At 63.9% G+C, this 17,671-nt stretch carries 16 protein-coding genes and 2 tRNA genes; 11 read left to right on the top strand and 7 right to left on the bottom strand.

The features are described from left to right. Together V1479_RS25700 and V1479_RS25695 are read right to left on the bottom strand one after the other, a co-directional pair. On the bottom strand, positions 1-100 hold a 100-nt coding region (locus V1479_RS25700), incomplete at its 3' end, for a GTP-binding protein (RefSeq protein ID WP_031249078.1). A gap of 151 nt (positions 101-251) precedes the next feature. Further along, entirely contained in the window at positions 252-1,454 is a 1,203-nt protein-coding gene (locus V1479_RS25695; RefSeq protein WP_368805340.1) for an MFS transporter, read from the bottom strand. A 99-nt stretch (positions 1,455-1,553) separates the two neighbouring features. On the opposite strand from V1479_RS25695, the gene V1479_RS25690 reads away from it, so the two are divergent. The 3 genes from V1479_RS25690 (at position 1,554) to V1479_RS25680 (ending at position 3,073) form a co-directional block, all read left to right on the top strand. Beyond that, entirely contained in the window at positions 1,554-2,534 is a 981-nt protein-coding gene (locus V1479_RS25690) for an AraC family transcriptional regulator (RefSeq protein ID WP_368805339.1), read from the top strand. A 141-nt stretch (positions 2,535-2,675) separates the two neighbouring features. Then, on the top strand, positions 2,676-2,837 hold the full coding sequence (locus V1479_RS25685; protein ID WP_368805338.1) for a Thivi_2564 family membrane protein: 162 nt from the start codon (positions 2,676-2,678) through the stop codon (positions 2,835-2,837). Continuing rightward, complete coding sequence (locus V1479_RS25680; protein WP_376769165.1) at positions 2,837-3,073, top strand: DUF2188 domain-containing protein; 237 nt, start codon at positions 2,837-2,839, stop codon at positions 3,071-3,073. Before V1479_RS25685 ends, V1479_RS25680 begins: the two co-directional genes overlap by 1 nt. 55 nt (positions 3,074-3,128) lie before the next feature. Here the strand turns inward: V1479_RS25680 and V1479_RS25675 are convergent. Both V1479_RS25675 and V1479_RS25670 read right to left on the bottom strand, forming a co-directional pair. Further along, positions 3,129-3,202: transfer RNA gene (locus V1479_RS25675), tRNA-Gly, on the bottom strand. Positions 3,203-3,226: 24 nt separating this feature from the next. Then, a tRNA-Tyr gene (locus V1479_RS25670) sits at positions 3,227-3,311 on the bottom strand. Between the two features lie 197 nt (positions 3,312-3,508). On the opposite strand from V1479_RS25670, the gene V1479_RS25665 reads away from it, so the two are divergent. Beyond that, positions 3,509-4,324 (top strand): TrmH family RNA methyltransferase, encoded by an 816-nt coding sequence (locus V1479_RS25665; protein WP_368805336.1) that lies wholly within the window; start codon positions 3,509-3,511, stop codon positions 4,322-4,324. Positions 4,325-4,330: 6 nt separating this feature from the next. On the opposite strand, the gene otnI is transcribed toward V1479_RS25665, so the two are convergent. Then, entirely contained in the window at positions 4,331-5,140 is an 810-nt protein-coding gene (gene otnI / locus V1479_RS25660) for a 2-oxo-tetronate isomerase (protein WP_368805335.1), read from the bottom strand. Positions 5,141-5,270: 130 nt separating this feature from the next. On the opposite strand from otnI, the gene V1479_RS25655 reads away from it, so the two are divergent. Next, positions 5,271-5,516 carry a hypothetical protein gene (locus V1479_RS25655; RefSeq protein WP_368805334.1) on the top strand — a complete coding sequence of 82 codons (246 nt, stop codon included), beginning with the start codon at positions 5,271-5,273 and terminating at the stop codon, positions 5,514-5,516. On the opposite strand, the gene V1479_RS25650 is transcribed toward V1479_RS25655, so the two are convergent. After that, the gene (locus V1479_RS25650; RefSeq protein WP_173190930.1) at positions 5,513-5,689 is read right to left on the bottom strand and encodes a hypothetical protein; all 177 of its coding nucleotides are present in this window, start codon (positions 5,687-5,689) and stop codon (positions 5,513-5,515) included. The genes V1479_RS25655 and V1479_RS25650 overlap by 4 nt on opposite strands. Positions 5,690-5,982: 293 nt before the next feature. Then, entirely contained in the window at positions 5,983-6,591 is a 609-nt protein-coding gene (locus tag V1479_RS25645) for a glutathione S-transferase family protein (RefSeq protein ID WP_368805332.1), read from the bottom strand. 348 nt (positions 6,592-6,939) lie between these two features. Here V1479_RS25645 and bcsN point away from each other — a divergent pair, with 348 nt between their 5' ends. The 6 genes from bcsN to V1479_RS25615 form a co-directional block, all read left to right on the top strand. After that, positions 6,940-7,791 (top strand): cellulose biosynthesis protein BcsN, encoded by an 852-nt coding sequence (gene bcsN / locus V1479_RS25640; protein WP_368805331.1) that lies wholly within the window; start codon positions 6,940-6,942, stop codon positions 7,789-7,791. 181 nt (positions 7,792-7,972) lie between these two features. Then, complete coding sequence (gene bcsA, locus V1479_RS25635) at positions 7,973-10,168, top strand: UDP-forming cellulose synthase catalytic subunit (RefSeq protein ID WP_368805330.1); 2,196 nt, start codon at positions 7,973-7,975, stop codon at positions 10,166-10,168. Further along, complete coding sequence (locus tag V1479_RS25630) at positions 10,165-12,513, top strand: cellulose biosynthesis cyclic di-GMP-binding regulatory protein BcsB (protein WP_368805329.1); 2,349 nt, start codon at positions 10,165-10,167, stop codon at positions 12,511-12,513. Before bcsA ends, V1479_RS25630 begins: the two co-directional genes overlap by 4 nt. Beyond that, positions 12,513-13,556: a family 8 glycosyl hydrolase gene (locus tag V1479_RS25625; RefSeq protein ID WP_438620929.1), complete on the top strand. Its 1,044-nt coding sequence runs from the start codon at positions 12,513-12,515 to the stop codon at positions 13,554-13,556. Before V1479_RS25630 ends, V1479_RS25625 begins: the two co-directional genes overlap by 1 nt. Next, positions 13,547-15,697, top strand: coding sequence for a cellulose synthase (locus V1479_RS25620; protein ID WP_368805327.1), 2,151 nt, complete (start codon positions 13,547-13,549; stop codon positions 15,695-15,697). Before V1479_RS25625 ends, V1479_RS25620 begins: the two co-directional genes overlap by 10 nt. A 646-nt stretch (positions 15,698-16,343) precedes the next feature. Further along, positions 16,344-17,671: S8 family peptidase (locus V1479_RS25615; RefSeq protein WP_368805326.1), on the top strand; the 1,328-nt coding region annotated here is incomplete at its 3' end.

The raw sequence follows: 17,671 nt of genomic DNA, 5'->3' as shown, positions 1-17,671 counted from the left end.
TCGTGATCGCCGCCGTCAGGGACGTCTTGCCATGGTCAACGTGACCAATCGTGCCAATGTTCACATGCGGCTTATTACGCTCAAATTTACCTTTGGCCATTGTAACTTCCCTTTGGCGCGTGGATGCGTGTCAGTTTCGGATGGCGGGCGATTAGCGACTGACGCCGCAAAACACAAGTCTTTTGTCTGAAGCGGTGTACCGGTACCGCCGCGCGGGCAGCACCGGTGGCACGTTCAACGTATCGATGCGGTCAGGCAGCTTTGGCCGCTGGACGCGTCTCGACACCCGTCAATATCGTCATCGCGGCCACGACCAGCACCGCACCGCTGAGCAGGAAGACCGTGCCGACGCCGCTGACGTCGAAGATCAGCCCGCCTGCCGCCGCACCCGTCGCGATTGCCAAGTTGATCGCGGCGACAAAAAGTCCGCCCGCACTTTCGGCCTCGTCCGGCACGGCGCGCGTTATCCAGGTCGACCACGCGACCGGAACCGCGCCGAAGGCGAGCCCCCAGAGCGCGACCATCGCAGCGTCGGCAGCGAGATTGCCGCCAACGACCGCCAGCGCCACGGCAAGCGTGCCCATGGTCAGCGGCATGATGACAAGCGTCAGCCGCATCGAGCGCTCCAGCAGGAAGGCGCCAAGGTAGTTGCCAAGAAAGTTGGCGACGCCGAAGCCGAGCAGAACGGTCGAGACGCCCGTGACACCGACCCCGGTGACCGTTTCGAGGAACGGGCGGATATAGGTGAAGAAGGCGAAGTGTCCGGTGAAGACCATCAGGATCGCCGCCATGGCGAGCCCCACCCTGCGCCGCGACAGAACCTCAAGCATCGTGCCGAAGCGGGTCGTGCCGCGCGGCGGCAGCGACGGTAGCGCGGCGAACTGTATGACGAGCGCCAGCAGCCCTAGCCCGGCAGCGCCGATGAAGACCGAACGCCAGCCGGCAAGGTCGCCGACATAGCTGCCGACGGGGGCGGCGAAAATCGTCGCCGCCGAAACGCCGGAAAACATGATCGAGAGGGCTCTCGCGACGTAGCGCTCGGGCACCAGACGCATCATCGTTGCCGCCGACAGCGTCCAGAAGCCGCCGAGCGCCACACCCAGCAGGATGCGACCGGCAAGCAGCAGCGGCAGGTTCGGCGCGGCGGCGACCAGCAGGTTGGAGAGGATCAGCAGGAACGAAAAGGCGAGCAAGACCCTGCGCCTGTCGAAGCTGCGCACCACCGTGGTTATGCAGAGGCTGGTTACCAGCGCAACGGCGGCGGTGATGGTAACGGCCTGCCCCGCCATGCCCTCGGTCACACCCAGTTCGGCGGCCATCGGCGTGAGCAGGCTGGCCGGCAAGAACTCGGCACCCATCAGCCCGAACACGCCCAGGCTCATGGACACCACCGCCAGCCAAGCCGGCTTGCCCTCGCTCTCTCCCGTTTCCCCCACAACAGTCGACTCGTGCATCTGCAAACCTCTCGCTCGAAAAGAAAGTTCCCTGCAGATGGGTGGAACGGCCGGATGATCCATGCCATATTCTCCGGAATGTTTGATCGAAACACCGAAATGCAAGAAAACGCTCCCGGCGGCGACGTCGTCAGCGAACTTCTGATGGGCATGCGCCTGCGCGGCGCGAGCTACGGGAAGCTGCGGCTCTCGCCGCCTTGCGGCGTGAGTTTCGAGGCGACAGACGACGCCCGCTTCCATTTCGTGGCCGCCGGCAACCTCCATCTCGAATCGGGTACCGGCGAAACCTTCACGCTGGGGTGCGGCGATGCCGTGCTTCTGCCGCGCGGCGATGCGCATGCGCTTGTCTCCGCGCCGGGCGTGCGGCCACGGCCGGTCGAAAGCTTCGACAGAATGCCACTCTGCTCCAACGTCTGCGCGGTGACAGCGCTGGAAGAAGGAAGCTGCCGGACGAAGGACGTGCTTGTCTTCACGGGCCGCATGGAGTTCGAGCTCGACACGCTGCACCCGCTTGTCGGGCTGATGCCGAAGGTGATGTCGGTCGGCAGCCTGATGGGCCGCCAGCCGGAGATCGTGCCGCTGCTGGAGGCCATGGAGCGCGAGATGGCCGCGGAGCGCGCCGGCACCGCCGGCATCCTTGCACGGCTGGCCGACGTGGTTGCGGCAACCATCGTGCGCGGCTGGGTGGAATGCGGCTGCGGCGAGGCCTCCGGCTGGATTGAGGCGCTGCGCGACCCTCGCCTTGGCCGTGTCATCGCCGCCCTGCATCGCGAACCGTGCCGCGACTGGACCATCGCAGAGATGGCGGCCGAAATGGGCAGCTCGCGCTCGGTCTTCGCCGAGCGGTTCACGACGGTGACGGGCACGACGCCGCAACGCTATCTGGCCGCCCTGCGCATGCGGCTCGCTGCGCAATGGCTGGGACGGGACCGCATGCCGATCGACGCGGTTGCCCGCCGGCTCGGCTACGGCTCGCAGGCGGCGTTCAGCAGGGCCTACAAGCGAATGATGGGCCAGCCGCCCGGCAAAGCCCGCTCATCGGCCCCGCCACGCCAGAATGGGGTCAGCGCCGCGCTCTGATATCTGGAGCGGGTAGTCAGCCAAAACCGCCCCGCCCCGAAGGTCTCAGCGCGGTCGCGCCAACGCTCGTTGCAGTTGGCTCATGGAACCTTTGCACAACCCCGCGAGTTAATAGCCGATTGCAACTGAGGGGCTATTGCCATGAGCGTACTGATCAGTCTTTTGATCACTTTTCTCGTTATTGTGCTGGTGCTTTACCTGATCGGTATGCTGCCGATCGACGGTCGGGCAAAACAGATCGCGCGGATCGTCGTGATCATCATCGGCGTGGTGGCGCTGCTGCGCTATCTGGCGGTCTTCTGATGAAGGTCATTTATCGGGTTGTCGAGCACGACGGCGGCTGGGCCTACAAGGTCGGCGACGTGTTCTCCGAGACTTTTCCGTCGCACGATGCTGCCCTGGCGGCAGCGCGACGGGCTGCTGGCGAACAGCGGGTTGCCGGTGAAACCCGGGGCATTCAGTACGAGACCTCTGACGGGACCTGGCACGAGGAACTCGCTTCCGGCCAGGACCGCCCAGATACTGAAGTCAGGGACTGAGCATTGCGGACGGCGCATGCCGCCGTTCGCTCTCACCAAATCTTCGTGGCTTGTCTGGAGCGGGTAGCGGGAATCGAACCCGCATATTCAGCTTGGAAGGCTGCTGCTCTACCATTGAGCTATACCCGCCTGATCATGGCGTCCGATGCGCAGTGGTGGAGGGAGTTGGATTTGAACCAACGTAGGCATAGCCAACGGATTTACAGTCCGTCCCCTTTAACCACTCGGGCATCCCTCCGTTCTGCGCCGGAGCCATGCGACGTGGCACATGCGGGATCATCGTTGGAGGCTTTAGACCGCCGCCGAAATCCGCGAAGCGCCTTATGGCGGCATGGCCGTTGACTGTCAACCGCGTGGCGCAGCAATTTCAGACGAATTTCCCTTCGGGCGCTTGCTGCCATATCCAAGCGGTTCTTGCGCCGCTATAGAGGCCGCATGAGCAGCGACCGAAAGACCGGAACCCCCAAGGACAGCCACTATGCGCGCCTGCGCCGCGCGCATCGCGACAGCACGCGCGAGGAAGGCGAGCGCCCCGACGATGGGCTGGTGAGGCTCTACGGGCTGCACACAGTGCGTGCGGCGCTGGACAATCCCGCCCGCAAGTCGCGGCGGCTGCTGGTGACGCGCAACGCGCTTGCCCGGCTCGACCTCTCCGAACCGCTCTCCCTGCCCTTTCCGGCCGAAATCGTCGAACCGCGCGAAATCGACCGGCTGACAGGTTCCGACGCCGTGCATCAGGGTGCGCTTCTGGAGGTTGAACCTTTGCGGCCGAAGCCGCTCTCGGCGCTGGGCGATACGAACCTGGTCCTGGTCCTCGATCAGGTTACCGACCCGCACAATGTCGGCGCGATCATGCGTTCGGCGGTGGCCTTCGGCGCCGGCGCGCTGATCACCACCGCCCGTCACAGCCCGACCGAGACGGGTGTGCTTGCCAAGTCCGCATCAGGCGCGCTGGAGCACATCGATCATATCGAGGTGCGCAACCTTGCCGATGCGCTCGGCGAGTTGCATGCGGCCGGGTTCCAGACGATCGGCCTCGATTCGGAAGGACCGGCGGAGATCGAGAGAAGCTTTTCGGAACCCAGGATCGCGCTGGTGCTGGGCGCGGAAGGCAAAGGGCTGCGCCAGAAGACGCGCGAGACCGTTTCGACGCTGGCACGGCTCGACATGCCCGGCGCGATCCGCTCGCTCAACGTGTCGAACGCGGCGGCCGTGGCCATGTATGCGGCGCGTAAGCATCTGGGCGCCTGACGCGCCCTACCCCGCGTTCGACGTCTCCTTTGCGCGGCCACCGAAGCCAGACATCCACCCCAGCCCTTCCTCGGTGCGGCCGCGCGGCCTGTATTCGGCGCCGACCCAGCCCAGGTAACCGATCTGGTCGAGATGATCAAACAGGAAGGGATAGTTGATCTCGCCGATGTCCGGCTCGTGGCGACCCGGATGGCCGGCGACCTGGATGTGGCCGATGCGCGGGAGGTTTGCCTCGATGGTGCGGGCAATGTCTCCTTCCATGATCTGCATGTGATAGATGTCGTATTGAAGGAACAGGTTGTCTGAATCGACCTTGTCGATGATGTCGAGCGCCTGACGCGTGCCCGTCAGGAAAAAGCCCGGCATGTCGATCCTGTCGTTGATCGGCTCGATCAGCAGGCGGATGCAAGCCTCGCCAAGCCTGCCGGCGGCATAACGCAGGTTTTCGACAAAGACAGTTTCCAGCTCCGCCGGCGCAATATCCTGGGGGCCGATGCCCGCCAGACAGTTGACCTGCCTGCAGCCAAGCGCCTGAGCGTAGTGTGCAGCCGTATCCACGCTGCGGCGAAACTCGTCGATCCGATCCGGCAAGACGGCAAGGCCACGCTCGCCTGCTGCCCAGTCACCTACGGGCAGGTTGAACAGCGCCTGCTCCAGCCCCGCGCGTTCGAGCCGCGCGGCGATCTCGTCGGCCGGGTATTCGTAAGGCGAGACATACTCGACAGATTCGAAGCCGGCGCGTACAGCCGCGTCGAAACGGTCGAGGAAATCGTATTCCTGAAACAGCATCGACAGATTGGCGGAAAGTCGTGGCATGTCGGCCCCTTGCTCGAGTCACGACCCACGATAGGACGCTCACGTGCCGTGTCCAACGGCAATCCGCTGGTGGACGCGGCCCCGCCGGGCTTCTAGAAAGAAACACCGAAACCGGTTGGAGCGCCGTGACATGAAGGAAATCGTTGCCCGCGCGCTTGGCTGGGGTTTCGCCGGTCTGCTCGTCGGACCGGCTGCCGTCTATTCGCTCATGCTGGTGGTGCTTTACCGCGATCCAAGGTGTGCTCCCGGCGGTGCCGGCGTCTGCCAGCTCGACATCTGGATCAACCTGACCCTCGGCGCCATCTTCGGCTTCGCGCTGTTCTTCGGCGTCACCGTCATCCGCGGCATTCTGCGGGCTCGACGCGGGGACGCCTAGCCGAGCCCACCGATCTCGGTCACATGCCTCAGATAGAAGGCAAGCACCACAAAGCCGGCGACGAAGACTATGCCGCGCCAGTCCATATCGGCCTTGCCGAGTTCCCGCGCCAGTCGCAGCAGAAGATAGGCCGCCGCGATCAGGGCAAACACCACGACGACGATCCTCAACATCCATTAACTCCGTTCCGGCGAAAGCTCCAGACTGGAATATGGGGTGCGATCACCCGCACAAGAAGTGTGTAATCGCCAAAAATGCCGCCGTCGTATTGCTGAAATGCAACGAGACTACCGAACGGTAGTTTTAACCGCAGGTGATACCGAACTAGGTATCGGCCGGGACGGGCGGAAAAGATGTTACGCAGATATGCCAATCATGCGGGCCTCATCATCGTGCTGATGCTGGCTTGCGCTTACTTGTTGACCGCGCCGGTCTAGCAGCGCGGTCAATTCCGTGGCGGTGCCATTCAGCCCGTAAACGGCGATCGCCAGGCCGGCAATCCCATCAGACGATCGTGCCAGCTTTCCACAGCCGGAAACTCGTCGATTGGGATGCCTGCGCGGCTCGCATATGGCAGCGTGGTCGCAACCACGAAGTCGGCGACGGTAAGCTGGTCGTCGAGCAGGTAGCGGCGATCCGCCAGGTGGTCGTTCAATATACCCGCGTAGCGACGGACATACCCCGTCGCCTCCTTGACCGCATCGGGGTCCGGTTGCCCGATTCCGAATTCGGCGCGGATGATGTTCTCGAAATAGAGCTGGCCCGCAAAGCGCGAGAAGTGGTCGGCGCTCCAGTTGAACCACTTGACGATCTCCACCTGACGCTCGTCACGCGGCCAGATGTTGGAATCCGCCTTCATCGCGAGATAGCAGATGATCGCGTTGGACTCCCACAGGCTGCGGTCTCCATCGACCAGAGCCGGCGCCTTTCCATTGGGGTTGATGGCCAGAAACTCCGGCGTGCGCTGCTCGCCCTTCTTGAGGTCCACGCGGCGGAAGTCGACATCGAGACCGACATAGCGTGCGACAGCGCAGGTTTTGTACGAATTCATCGTCTCGGCGAAATAGAGCTTCATTTGCAATCCCTTCCTCGAATAGCGCTGCCCGCGACCATTGCGCTGCAACCGGCGGATGCATGAAAGCTCACCTCGTATCAAAAAGCAACTTTCTAATTTTAAAATAATACTAAACCTCTCAATCCGCTAAACCGGTTCCGCGAAAGCTATCTCCCCGTGACAACGGGTGCGGCCGCATTTGCGGTGGATTCCCTCCACCGCCAAACGATCCTCCTTCCGCCCGGCCCGTCGACGCGTTAGTGATTAGGCACGGCGGCGGGCCGAGCGATTCGATTTATGACAGCAACCAGAGCTCACACTCCGGCTGGCAATTTATCCTTGGGCAAGCGGATTTCTGTCGCCCGGATTTTGCTCCCTCTTTTCGGCCTTGCCCTTGCAGCCTGTTCGCAGACGGACAGCCGGCTCGATCGCTCTTCGCTGGCGAACGACGTCGAGGCGCAGCAGGCCATTATCCTGCCGCCGCCGGGTGGTCCTGCGATCGTGGGCGTGATCGAGCGGCGCTATGCGAATGCAATCCAGCAGGACATCGCCCTGGCCACCAGTTCGGCCGTGCCCGGGCAGAATCTTCTGCGCGTACAGATATTCGGTCCGGTGGGGGCCGAGGGTGGTGACACGCGATTGCCGGACACCCCGCTTTCGGAAGGAGGCATCGGCCGGGAAATGCGCCGGGCCTTGCCGGGCATCGCCATGCAGCGCTCGCCTCTCTACACGCAGAACAGCTATGGGCCTTTCGGCTACGCGCTCGGTCGCCGGGGCGCGCGCGACCTTTGCCTCTATGCGTGGCAGCGCATTACGGGCAGCAAGAGCGGCGCCCCGTTCGCCAATATGGGCACGGTCCAACTCAGGCTGCGGCTGTGTCAGGCCGGCGCGAGCGAGCAATCGCTGCTGGCGGTCATGTACGGCTACACCGTAAACACCTCTTTCGCCGCGACGGCGTGGAACCCCTATGGGAAGCCGCCCCCCGCAGACCCGCGCCTCGGAAACACCGGCCAGCCGATCCAGCCGAACGGGCCCTTCGGGTTCGAGGCAACGTTGGAAGCGCCTCCTGCCCCGCCGCCTCCACCGGTGAGGCGTCGGGCGCCAGCGCCGGCAAGACAGGAAATCCCAGCACCTCCGCCGGGCGCGCCCGTCGTACCGCCTCCTCCGGGCGAGGCCCAGCAAAGCGCGTCGCCCATCGTGCCGCCACCACCAACCCAATAGGCGGCCCTGCAACCTGAATGCGACTGACACTTTACCAAGGATTAAGCAGAATCAGAGGTTTAGCGCGCGCGATCCTGGAAATGCCGAACAATCGCGCCTTGTTCTGCAAAGGCGGCATGTCTGCTTGGACAATGGACCTGGTGACGCGCCTGAGTAATTCGAGTTACCGAAGGCGTACGGCATGAGCAAACTCCTCCTCGGTCTGGTCTGGGCAATCGTGGCAGCCTGCGTGATCTTCATCGTCGCGTTGCCGATCAACCTTCAGACCCACCTCATCGCCGGCGCGATCGTGCTGACGATGATGATGACGCTGAAACTTCTGCGGCCAGACGGAACATGGCGGCTGATCGCGCTTGCGCTGGGTACGGCAATCGTGCTGCGCTACGTATACTGGCGCACAACCAGCACGATCCCACCGGTCAGCCAGCTCGAGAACTTCATACCGGGACTGCTGCTTTATCTCGCCGAGATGTACAGCGTCTTCATGCTGGCGCTCAGCCTGTTCATCGTCGCCAAGCCGCTTCCCTCGCGCGCGGCGAGCCCGATAGACGACGCCGACCTCCCATTCGTCGATGTCTTCATACCCAGCTACAACGAGGAGCCGGCGCTGCTGGCCGACACCATCGCGGCGGCCAAGGCGATGGACTATCCGCAGGAGCGATTGACGGTATGGCTGCTCGACGACGGCGGAACAGTCCAGAAGCGCAATGCCGTCAACATCATCGAAGCCCAAGCGGCGGGTGAACGCCACGAGGAACTGAAGCAGCTCTGCGCGGATCTCGGCGCAAACTACCTGACCCGCGAGCGCAACGAGCATGCCAAGGCCGGCAATCTCAACAACGGGCTCGCAAATTCCACGGGACAGCTCGTGGCCGTGTTCGATGCCGACCATGCGCCGGCGCGCAGTTTCCTGCGCGAAACGGTCGGCTATTTCGCCGAGGACCCGCGGCTCTTCCTTGTGCAGACGCCGCACTTCTTTCTCAATCCCGACCCGCTGGAACGGAACCTGAAGACGTTCGATACGATGCCGTCCGAGAACGAGATGTTCTATGGCATCATCCAGCGGGGCCTCGACAAGTGGAACGCCTCGTTCTTCTGCGGCTCTGCCGCGGTGTTGCGCCGCGAGGCACTGGAGGAGACGGATGGCTTTTCCGGCATCAGCATCACGGAAGACTGCGAGACGGCGGTCGAACTTCATTCGCGCGGCTGGAACAGCGTCTATGTCGACAAGCCGCTGATTGCGGGCCTGCAGCCGGCCACCTTCGCAAGCTTCATCGGCCAGCGCAGCCGCTGGGCGCAGGGCATGATGCAAATCCTGCGCTTCCGGTTTCCCCCGCTCAAGCGCGGCCTCAGCCTGCCGCAGCGCCTTTGCTACATGTCGTCGACGCTGTTCTGGCTTTTTCCTTTCCCGCGGACCATCTTCCTGTTCGCGCCCCTGTTCTACCTGTTCTTCGACCTGCAGATCTTCACGGCCTCGGGTGGTGAGTTCCTCGCCTACACGCTCAGTTACATGGTCGTGAACCTGATGATGCAGAACTATCTCTATGGCCGGTTCCGCTGGCCGTGGATTTCCGAACTCTACGAATACATCCAGACGGTGCACCTACTGCCCGCCGTGGTGTCGGTGATGCTCAATCCGCGCAAGCCGACCTTCAAGGTCACCGCCAAGGACGAGTCCATCACGATCAGCCGGCTGTCCGAGCTCAGCCGGCCGTTCTTCGTCATCTTTGCGGTGCTGCTGGTCGGCGTCGCGGTCAGTGCCTGGCGGATCTACGCCGAGCCATGGAAATCGGACGTGACACTGGTCGTGGGCGGCTGGAACCTGCTCAACCTGATCCTCGCGGGATGCGCGCTCGGCGTCGTCTCCGAGCGTCGCCAGCGCACCGCGACGCGGCGCGTCAAGGTCAACCGGCGGTGCGATTTCGGCCACGACGGGCTATGGCTGCCCGCGATGATCGAGGATGTTTCGGTGAACGGAGCACGCATCAAGGTCCATGGCGGCAAGGCGTCGGAACTCATCGCATTGGGGCAGGCAAACATCCGCTTCGCAACATTGTCCGGCGGCGAGCCTGCCACGCTGCCCGTGAACATCAGGAACAGCGAGAAGGAAGGCGACGGCGTCGCCGTCGGGTGCCAGTATTTGCGCTCCGCGCCCGAGCACCATCGTGCCGTCGCCGACCTGATCTTCGCCAATGCCGAGCAATGGACGGAATTCCAGCAGTCGCGAAGGCGCAATCTCGGCGTGGTCATCGGCACGCTCTGGTTCCTGCGTCTCGCGCTGTTCCAGACCTGGCGCGGGCTCGTATATCTTTTCCGGGGCAGCGGGCGCTCCCCGGAAAAGACTCAAAACTCGATGCCCAGCGGGGCGCGGGCATGAGGCTTGTTCTCGCAACGTTGCTTACGGCGCTTGGCCTCGCCGCGGCTTCCGCGCAACCGGCCCCGTTCGACATGACGCCGGAACGCCCAGCGGTTGAGGACGCGGCACCCTTGCCGGACATGAGCGAAGACGATCCGCGAGCGGCGCCCGCGGAGGAACCCCAGAAACCGGTTCTGCAGGAGGCTACGCCGCCATCCGAAGTGCGACGGTACCTGCTGCCCGATGGCAACATCCAGCTTTTCGGAGAAAGCTCGATGCGAAGCTGGGCGGTCAACCTCACCGCGGTGCAGGCCGCGGCGCCTGCGCGGCTGCTTCTGCGCTACCGCAACGCGGTGGTCGTCGCGCCGGAAGCATCGCGGCTTCAGGTGCTTTTCAACGATGTCGTGGTCATCGACGAATCGACGCAATCGGCTGCCGATTTCACGACACTCGATATCGAGATTCCCGACGATCTGCTGCAGGCCGGCCGCAACGAGATGACGGTGCGGGTTCGCCAGCGCCACCGCACCGACTGTACGATCCAGTCCACCTACGAGCTATGGACGGAAATCGAAGCCGGCGGCACGTTCATGTCGTTCGCCGATCCGGCCGCGTCGACGTATTCGAGCTTCGGCGACCTGCGCGCCCTTTCGGCCGATGCGCAGGGCCAGACGCGCATCACCATCGTCGCGCCGGCGATGGACCGAAATGACATGGGCGCAGATATGCTGCGGCTTGCACAGGCGATCGCCCTGCATTCCGTTCAGCCCAATCTCGCGTTTTCGGTCGCAGCTACCCTCGACCAGAGCCCTGACCGGCAGTCGCTTCGCGTCCTTCTGGGCTCGGCGGACGAACTTTCCGAGATGGCGGGAAGCGCGCTGCCGGCCGGCGCCACTCTCGGACCCGTGGCGGCCTTCATGGCGGCAAATGGCGACGGGTTTCCCACGCTCGTCGTCAGCGGCCGCAATCGTCAGGACTGGCAAGCGGCCATTGAACAGATGCTTCGCCCCGTCGACCGGCCACCGGGCACACGGCGCGACGCCCTCATTACCGAACCATGGCGCTTGCCCAACGCGCCTATGATCTACGACCGCCGTAGCCTTTCCTTTGGCGATCTAGGCATCCGCTCGGCGCAGTTTTCGGGACGCCGGTTCACCGCCGATTTCCAGTTTGCCATCCCGCCGGACTTCTACGCTGGCTCGTACGGCGAAGCCCGGCTGTTGCTGGATGCGGCTTTCGCCGCGACCGTGAAGCCGGGCAGCCTCATCAACGTCTACGTCAACGACAACATCGCCGCGTCGTTGCCCCTCACCTCCCGGAACGGGGCCATATATCGCCAGCTTCCGGTCAAGGTGACCATGAGGCACTTCAGGCCGGGGCTGAACCAGATAAGGCTGGAAGCTGAACTTCTGACCGAACAGGACGAGGCCTGCCTGCCCGGTGCGCCTGCAAGCGACACGCCGCGTTTTGCGATCTTCGACACGTCCCGCTTTGTCGTCCCCGATTTCGGGCGTATCGCGCAGTGGCCAAATCTGGGAGCGATCGGAGGGACCGGTTACCCCTATGGCCTCGGAAGCACTCCCGTCGCCCTCGTCATCGAGCGCGACGATCCGGCGAGCCTCTCTGCGGCCGCCAACGTTCTGGCCCGCGTGGCGATCGTGTCCGGGCGGCCCGTTGCCTTCACGCTGACGACTTCGGCGGATGCCGCCCGCGAGCAGGACGCCATCTTCGTGGGTGCGATAAACGGCATTCCGGCCGGCGTTCTTGCCCAGGTCGGAGTAACGGAGGAAAGCCGAACCGCATGGATGCCGGCGGCCGGCCGGTCCAACGCCAGCGGCGAGACCCGCGTCGACATCGACGACTGGAGCCAGCAGGTTCAGGGCAGCAGGTTCATGGCCTGGATCAGGGATGTCGAGACCTGGTTTTCCGAAACCTTCGGCATCACTCCGGAGATGTTGCGTTTCGTGCCGCGAAGCGAGGCGGCCTTCGTGCCCCGGCAGGACGACGCGTTTCTTGCCGTCCAGGGTGCCAACCCCGGAAACAGCGGGGTGTGGACGGTCTTTACCGCTCCGGACGGCGGCACATTGGCCAGGGGAAGTGCAGTCCTTTCCAAGCACGGGATGTGGGAAAAACTGGCTGGCCGCATCGCGACCTTGAAGACGGATATGGAAACGGTTGCCATCGAGCCCGCAGCCTCGACGTCCTTCAAACAGACACTGGCGCCCTCATTCACGAACTATCGGCTGATCGCTGCGAACTGGCTGTCGGCAAACATATTATCGTATTCCCTCCTGCTCGTGCTTGCGTGCATTCTGCTTGGAATTGCGACCTCCGCCCTTCTATCGCGGCTCGGGAGACGGCGATGATCCGGCAAATCCTCCAAGTGCTTTTGCTGTTGGGAGCCCTGCCCGCCATGGCACATGCACAAGAGACGAACGGGACCATCCAGGAATCGGAGTGGGCCGCGTACAAGGAGCGTTTCGTCGCCGAGAACGGGCGCGTCATCGACGACGCCAACGGCCGCATTTCGCATAGCGAGGGACAGGGATACGGGCTGCTTCTGGCGTTGCTGGCCAACGACCGGGCCGACTTTGCGCGGATATGGACGTTCACGAATACAAGGCTGCTGCTGCGCGACGACGGGCTTGCCGTGTGGAAATGGGACCCCGATGCCGAGCCGCATGTAAGCGACCCCAACAATGCGTCCGACGGCGACCTGCTGATCGCATATGCCCTGGCGCGAGCGGGCACCCAATGGAACGATGCCCGCTTCACCGACGCGGCGAGACAGATTGCGACGGCGCTCGCCGACGAAGCTATCTTCGAGCAAAACGATCGCCTGATGCTGCGCCCCGGGGTCGTTGGGTTCGGAGCCGATGATCGGCCGGATGGTCCGGTCGTCAATCTCTCCTACTGGGTCTTCGAGGCCTTTCCGGTGCTGGCCGAACTGGTGCCAGCCGTCGACTGGGAAGCCCTCGGACGCGGCGGGCTCGATCTCGCCAGGGAAGCCGGGTTCGGCGCGCGCAAACTGCCATCGGACTGGATTTCCATCGCAGACGAGGCGCAACCTGCCGAGGGATTCCCCGCCGAATTCAGCTATAATGCAGTGCGAATCCCGCTGTACCTGATGCGCGCAGGACTGGACGACACGGCGCTGCTGAGACGTTTTCGGGAGGGAATCGCCGGTGCCAACGGGGGCCTCGCGCTCGTTGATGTGAGAAGTGGTGAAGTTAAGGAAGAGTTGATGGACGTGGGCTACCGGATCATCCCCGCCCTTGCCGACTGTGTGCTCGACGGCACGCCCCTGCCCGCCGAGCTGAAGCAGTTCGCGCCGACTGCTTACTACCCCTCGACATTGCATCTGCTCGGGCTGTCCTATGCGAGAGAGGAACAGCAGCAATGCCTGTAGCCGCTCGCGTACTTGGCAGGGCATGCCTCGCAGGCTTCATCGCTGCCGTGGTTGGCGGGGCGGCGATCGCGCATGCGCAGCACCATTGGCCAATCAACGATGACCACATTTCCGGCGAAACCACAGACACGGTGGCTGCGCCCTTCCCCGTGCAGGACGTTCCCACCGCCGCCGAACAGATGCCGCCGGCACTGGTTCAGGCTCAGGCCAGTGGGGCCGCCCCAGCGCCTGACGCCCCGCAGAAGGTGGACGAGTCCGCGTTGCGCTATTTCGCCCGCCAGGGCGACACGAAGCGGCTCGAGATCGAAATCGCACGCCTACGGGCTCTCTATCCGCAATGGACGCCACCGGCCGACCCGCTTGCAGTGCCTGTCAACGTCGACGAAAAGCTGGAAGCGATGTGGCAGCTTTATTCGGAAGGCCGCCTCGCGGCCGCTCGAGAGGCCATCGCCGACCGCCGTAGCGAGGAGCCGGACTGGCAGCCGCCGCAGGATCTTCTCGATCGGCTTGCGCTGGCGGAGGCGCGCGAAAGGCTCGTCAACGCTTCGGAGATCGATCAATACGCAACAGTGATCCGCATGGGCTCGGAGAACCCGCAGCTTCTGACCTGCGGAGAAGTCGACGTGCTATGGCGCGTCGCCGAAGCCTTTGCCCAGACAGATCGCCAAACGCGCGCCCGCGACGCCTATCGCTATATTCTGGACAACTGCGACAACCAGCAGGAACGCCTGGCTACAATCCAGAACGCAAGCCGCCAACTCACGCCCCCCCTGCTCGACGAATTGCTGGCGCTCGAACGCACGGCCGATGGTGGCGTCGGCGAATTCGAGCCGGTCCGCGACGACCTTGCCCGCGACGCGGTAGCGCGCGGTGGCGACGATGCAACCGCGACCGTTCCGGCAGAGCAACTGGCGCGGGTCGAGCAGCTTGCCAGGCAGGGCAATGCGGCATCCGATGCGCGGCTCCTCGGGTGGTACTACCTGGTGCGCGATAACCATGCCGAGGCGGAGACATGGTTCCGGATGGCGCGCGAACGCGAGGATTCGGCGGAAGCCTCGCAGGGACTGGCGCTTGCGCTGATGGCGCGCGGCCAGCACGAGGAAGCCGAAGCGATCACCTATCGCTGGCGCGACGAAAGCGACGAGATCCGCGCGGTCTATCTTGCCGCCGCAGCGAACCTCCTTGGCACGGACCCGCGCCCGACGCTGTCGGAAGACGTGCTAGGCCGCATCGTTGCGGAGGTTGTTGCCGCGCGCGACGTGCCAGGCGCGCGACAGCTCGGATGGTATGCCCGCGCGTGGGAGCAGCACCAGACAGCCGGGCAGTGGTTTTCCACGGCGTTGCGCTGGGACCCGGACGACGAACCCTCCGCCTATGGGCTTGCGCTGACCCGCCATCTCCTCGGCGACACCGCCGGACTTGCTGAAATAAAGCGCATATGGGCGGGACGCTCCGACCGCATCCGTGACGTCGGAGACCGCAGGGTCGAGCCCGCGCCGACGGCACCCACCCTGCCCCGTGCGCCGACAGCGACACCGCAAAGAAGCGAGAGCGGGTCTCAGCCGTCGGAGGCTGCGGCTGCGCCACAAGCGGCGGCACAGCCGCGCACGGCGGCGCCACCGCGGCGCTCCTGCACAAGCCACGCCGATCCGCGTCACCTTTCGGCGGAAGCCGCGCTCCAGCGTGGCTGGTGCCTGATGGACGCAAACCGGCCGATGGAGGCCGTGGACGCTTTCGCGGTGGCACTCGGGGGGAGCTCGGAAAAGACGCGCCGCGATGCAGCCTGGGGACAGAGCCTTGCCTATCTGAGGGTGGAACTGGTCGACGAAGCAGCGGTTGCGGCCACGGCGCAGCCACAGGATGCGCGCCGCGCCAACGAGTTGCAAAGATCCATCCTCGCCCAGCGCGCCGCCGGCGCATTCGAACGCGGCCGCTATGTCGAGACGCTACTGGCGCTGGACGAGCGCGCCCGCATCGCACCGGAGCGCCTCGACCTCATGGTGCTGCGCGGCTACGCCTACCTCAATCTAAGACGGATCAATGACGCGCAACGCGTCTTCCAGGCTCTGGCCGCGACCGGCTCGCGCGAAGGCGTGAAAGGGCTTGCCGAGGTGCGCGACGCGCTGACGCCATCGCGATAGCGCGCTCCCCCCACAAACGCCCTACCGACTCACCAGTCTTCCGGAAGATCAAGCAAATCGCTTCGTCTGCTTCAAACAGGATTTAGACCAACAGTTCCTATGCTTTGAAGACATCAAAGATCTTCTGATTGACATACTCGAAAACAATTCCGATACCCGAACTGGCGGCTTCTACTCATGGTAGCAGCGGGCACGGATCGCTAGGCAAAAAGGGCGCGATCATTTGTCTCCTGCGGGTGGACATTTGAAGGGGGTTGAAATGAAGAGGAATACTGTTGCTTGGCGAAGGCGGCTGCTGGGGGCGATTGCGTCCGGCCTGCTGCTCGCATGCGGAGTAACGGCAACGGGATCGGCCGCTGCCGACGCGGCGCCTGCTGCGGTTCTTCAGAAAGTGCAGGAGCATGAGGCGCTGTGGGCGAGACTGACCGCCGATCCTGAGGCGCGAGCGCCGGTGATCGTGCGCTTTGCGATGCCCGCATTGCCGGATGCCACGAGCTTTGCCAGCCCCGCGGCGGCCGACGAAGCGCAGACCAAGGCAATCCACGCCGTTCAGGACAAGATACTGGGTGCAGTCTTGCCTTCGGACACGCTTTCCTCCGCTCAGGCAACCGATGCGCTCAATCTCAAGCGCATGGATTTCTCGCCGATGTTCGGCATTCTTGCCAACGCCGAAGACCTCGCCAGATTTGCTGCCGATCCGAACGTCATCATGATCCAGGCAGACGGGGTCGACGCGCCACATCTGGTGGAATCGCTTCCGTTGATCGAGATGCCCGCGATGTATGCGGCCGGAGCTTCGGGCGACGGTTTCCACGTCGCGATCATCGATACGGGTGGGCTGTCCGCCCACACCTTCCTGTCTTCCCGGATCGTTTCGGAAGCCTGCTACAATTCAAGCGTTCCCGAGGATGGTTCGGTAAACGCCTGTCCGGGCGGGCAGGACACGACGGAGCCGGGATCGGGCGACGACTGCACGGTTTCCATCCTCTACGGTTGCGGCCACGGCACGCACGTCTCGGGCATTGCCGCAGGCTTCAATGCGGCGTTCCAACCACAGCCCCCTACCAACGGGGTCGCCCGCGACGCGCGGATCATCTCGATCAACGTCTTTTCCGAGTTTCCCGGGGAGCGATGCGATAATCTGCCGTCCGGTTTCCTGAGCTGCATCCTCTCCTACACGAGTGACCAGATCAAAGGCCTGGAGCGGGTCTACGCCCTGCGCAACACCTACGATATCGCCGCAGTGAACATGAGCCTGGGCGGCGGGCAGCATGACAGCTATTGCGAAAACGATTCACGCAAGCCGATCATTGACCAGCTCAAGGCGGCCAACATCGCGACAGTCGTTTCGGCGGGCAATGAGGCCTACAGTTCGTCGGTCAGTGCTCCGGCGTGCATTTCCTCGGCGATCAGTGTGGCTTCGTCCACGAAAAGCGATGCGCGTTCGTGGTTCTCCAACTGGGGACCGCTCATCGATCTCGTGGCGCCGGGAACGTCTATATATTCGTCATACGTCGACCAGAATCGCCACGGCCACTTCGCCTATCTGTCCGGCACGTCGATGGCCGCACCGCACGTGACAGGCGCCTGGGCGACGCTCCGCTCCGCCTTTCCCAATGCAACCGTGAACCAAATTCTCGCCGCGTTGCAAAGCACGGGTGCGAACATCACCGACGGGAAGCTCGCGAAGAAGCGCATCAACGTCAACCGCGCCCGGCTCGTCCTGGCCAGCAACCCGGATCCGGATCCGGATCCGACCGGTCCGGCCAATGATAACTTCGCCAACCGGATCGCCGTGGCTGTGTCGGTTGCTGGATCCACTCGCACTGTGACGGGCTCGAACGTGGGCGCGACGGCGGAGGCCGGAGAGCCGCTCCATGCAAGAAGTCCGAGTGCGCGGACCAGTGTCTGGTGGCGCTACACGCCATACAGTTCAGGTCCGATCACCATCACGACGGCCGGCAGCAGCTTCGA

It is taken from the genome of Neoaquamicrobium sediminum, from assembly GCF_040970315.1.
GTDB classification, from domain to species: Bacteria; Pseudomonadota; Alphaproteobacteria; order Rhizobiales; family Rhizobiaceae; genus Aerobium; species Aerobium sediminum.
This window is presented reverse-complemented; position numbering and strand designations above follow the sequence as displayed.

Bases quoted from the DNA above. Each gene is read 5' to 3' on its own strand.
- V1479_RS25695 (WP_368805340.1), bottom strand. From the start codon at position 1,454: ATGCACGAGTCGACTGTTGTGGGGGAAACGGGAGAGAGCGAGGGCAAG.
- V1479_RS25690 (WP_368805339.1), top strand. From the start codon at position 1,554: ATGCAAGAAAACGCTCCCGGCGGCGACGTCGTCAGCGAACTTCTGATG.
- V1479_RS25685 (WP_368805338.1), top strand. From the start codon at position 2,676: ATGAGCGTACTGATCAGTCTTTTGATCACTTTTCTCGTTATTGTGCTG.
- V1479_RS25680 (WP_376769165.1), top strand. From the start codon at position 2,837: ATGAAGGTCATTTATCGGGTTGTCGAGCACGACGGCGGCTGGGCCTAC.
- V1479_RS25665 (WP_368805336.1), top strand. From the start codon at position 3,509: ATGAGCAGCGACCGAAAGACCGGAACCCCCAAGGACAGCCACTATGCG.
- otnI (WP_368805335.1), bottom strand. From the start codon at position 5,140: ATGCCACGACTTTCCGCCAATCTGTCGATGCTGTTTCAGGAATACGAT.
- V1479_RS25655 (WP_368805334.1), top strand. From the start codon at position 5,271: ATGAAGGAAATCGTTGCCCGCGCGCTTGGCTGGGGTTTCGCCGGTCTG.
- V1479_RS25650 (WP_173190930.1), bottom strand. From the start codon at position 5,689: ATGTTGAGGATCGTCGTCGTGGTGTTTGCCCTGATCGCGGCGGCCTAT.
- V1479_RS25645 (WP_368805332.1), bottom strand. From the start codon at position 6,591: ATGAAGCTCTATTTCGCCGAGACGATGAATTCGTACAAAACCTGCGCT.
- bcsA (WP_368805330.1), top strand. From the start codon at position 7,973: ATGAGCAAACTCCTCCTCGGTCTGGTCTGGGCAATCGTGGCAGCCTGC.
- V1479_RS25630 (WP_368805329.1), top strand. From the start codon at position 10,165: ATGAGGCTTGTTCTCGCAACGTTGCTTACGGCGCTTGGCCTCGCCGCG.
- V1479_RS25620 (WP_368805327.1), top strand. From the start codon at position 13,547: ATGCCTGTAGCCGCTCGCGTACTTGGCAGGGCATGCCTCGCAGGCTTC.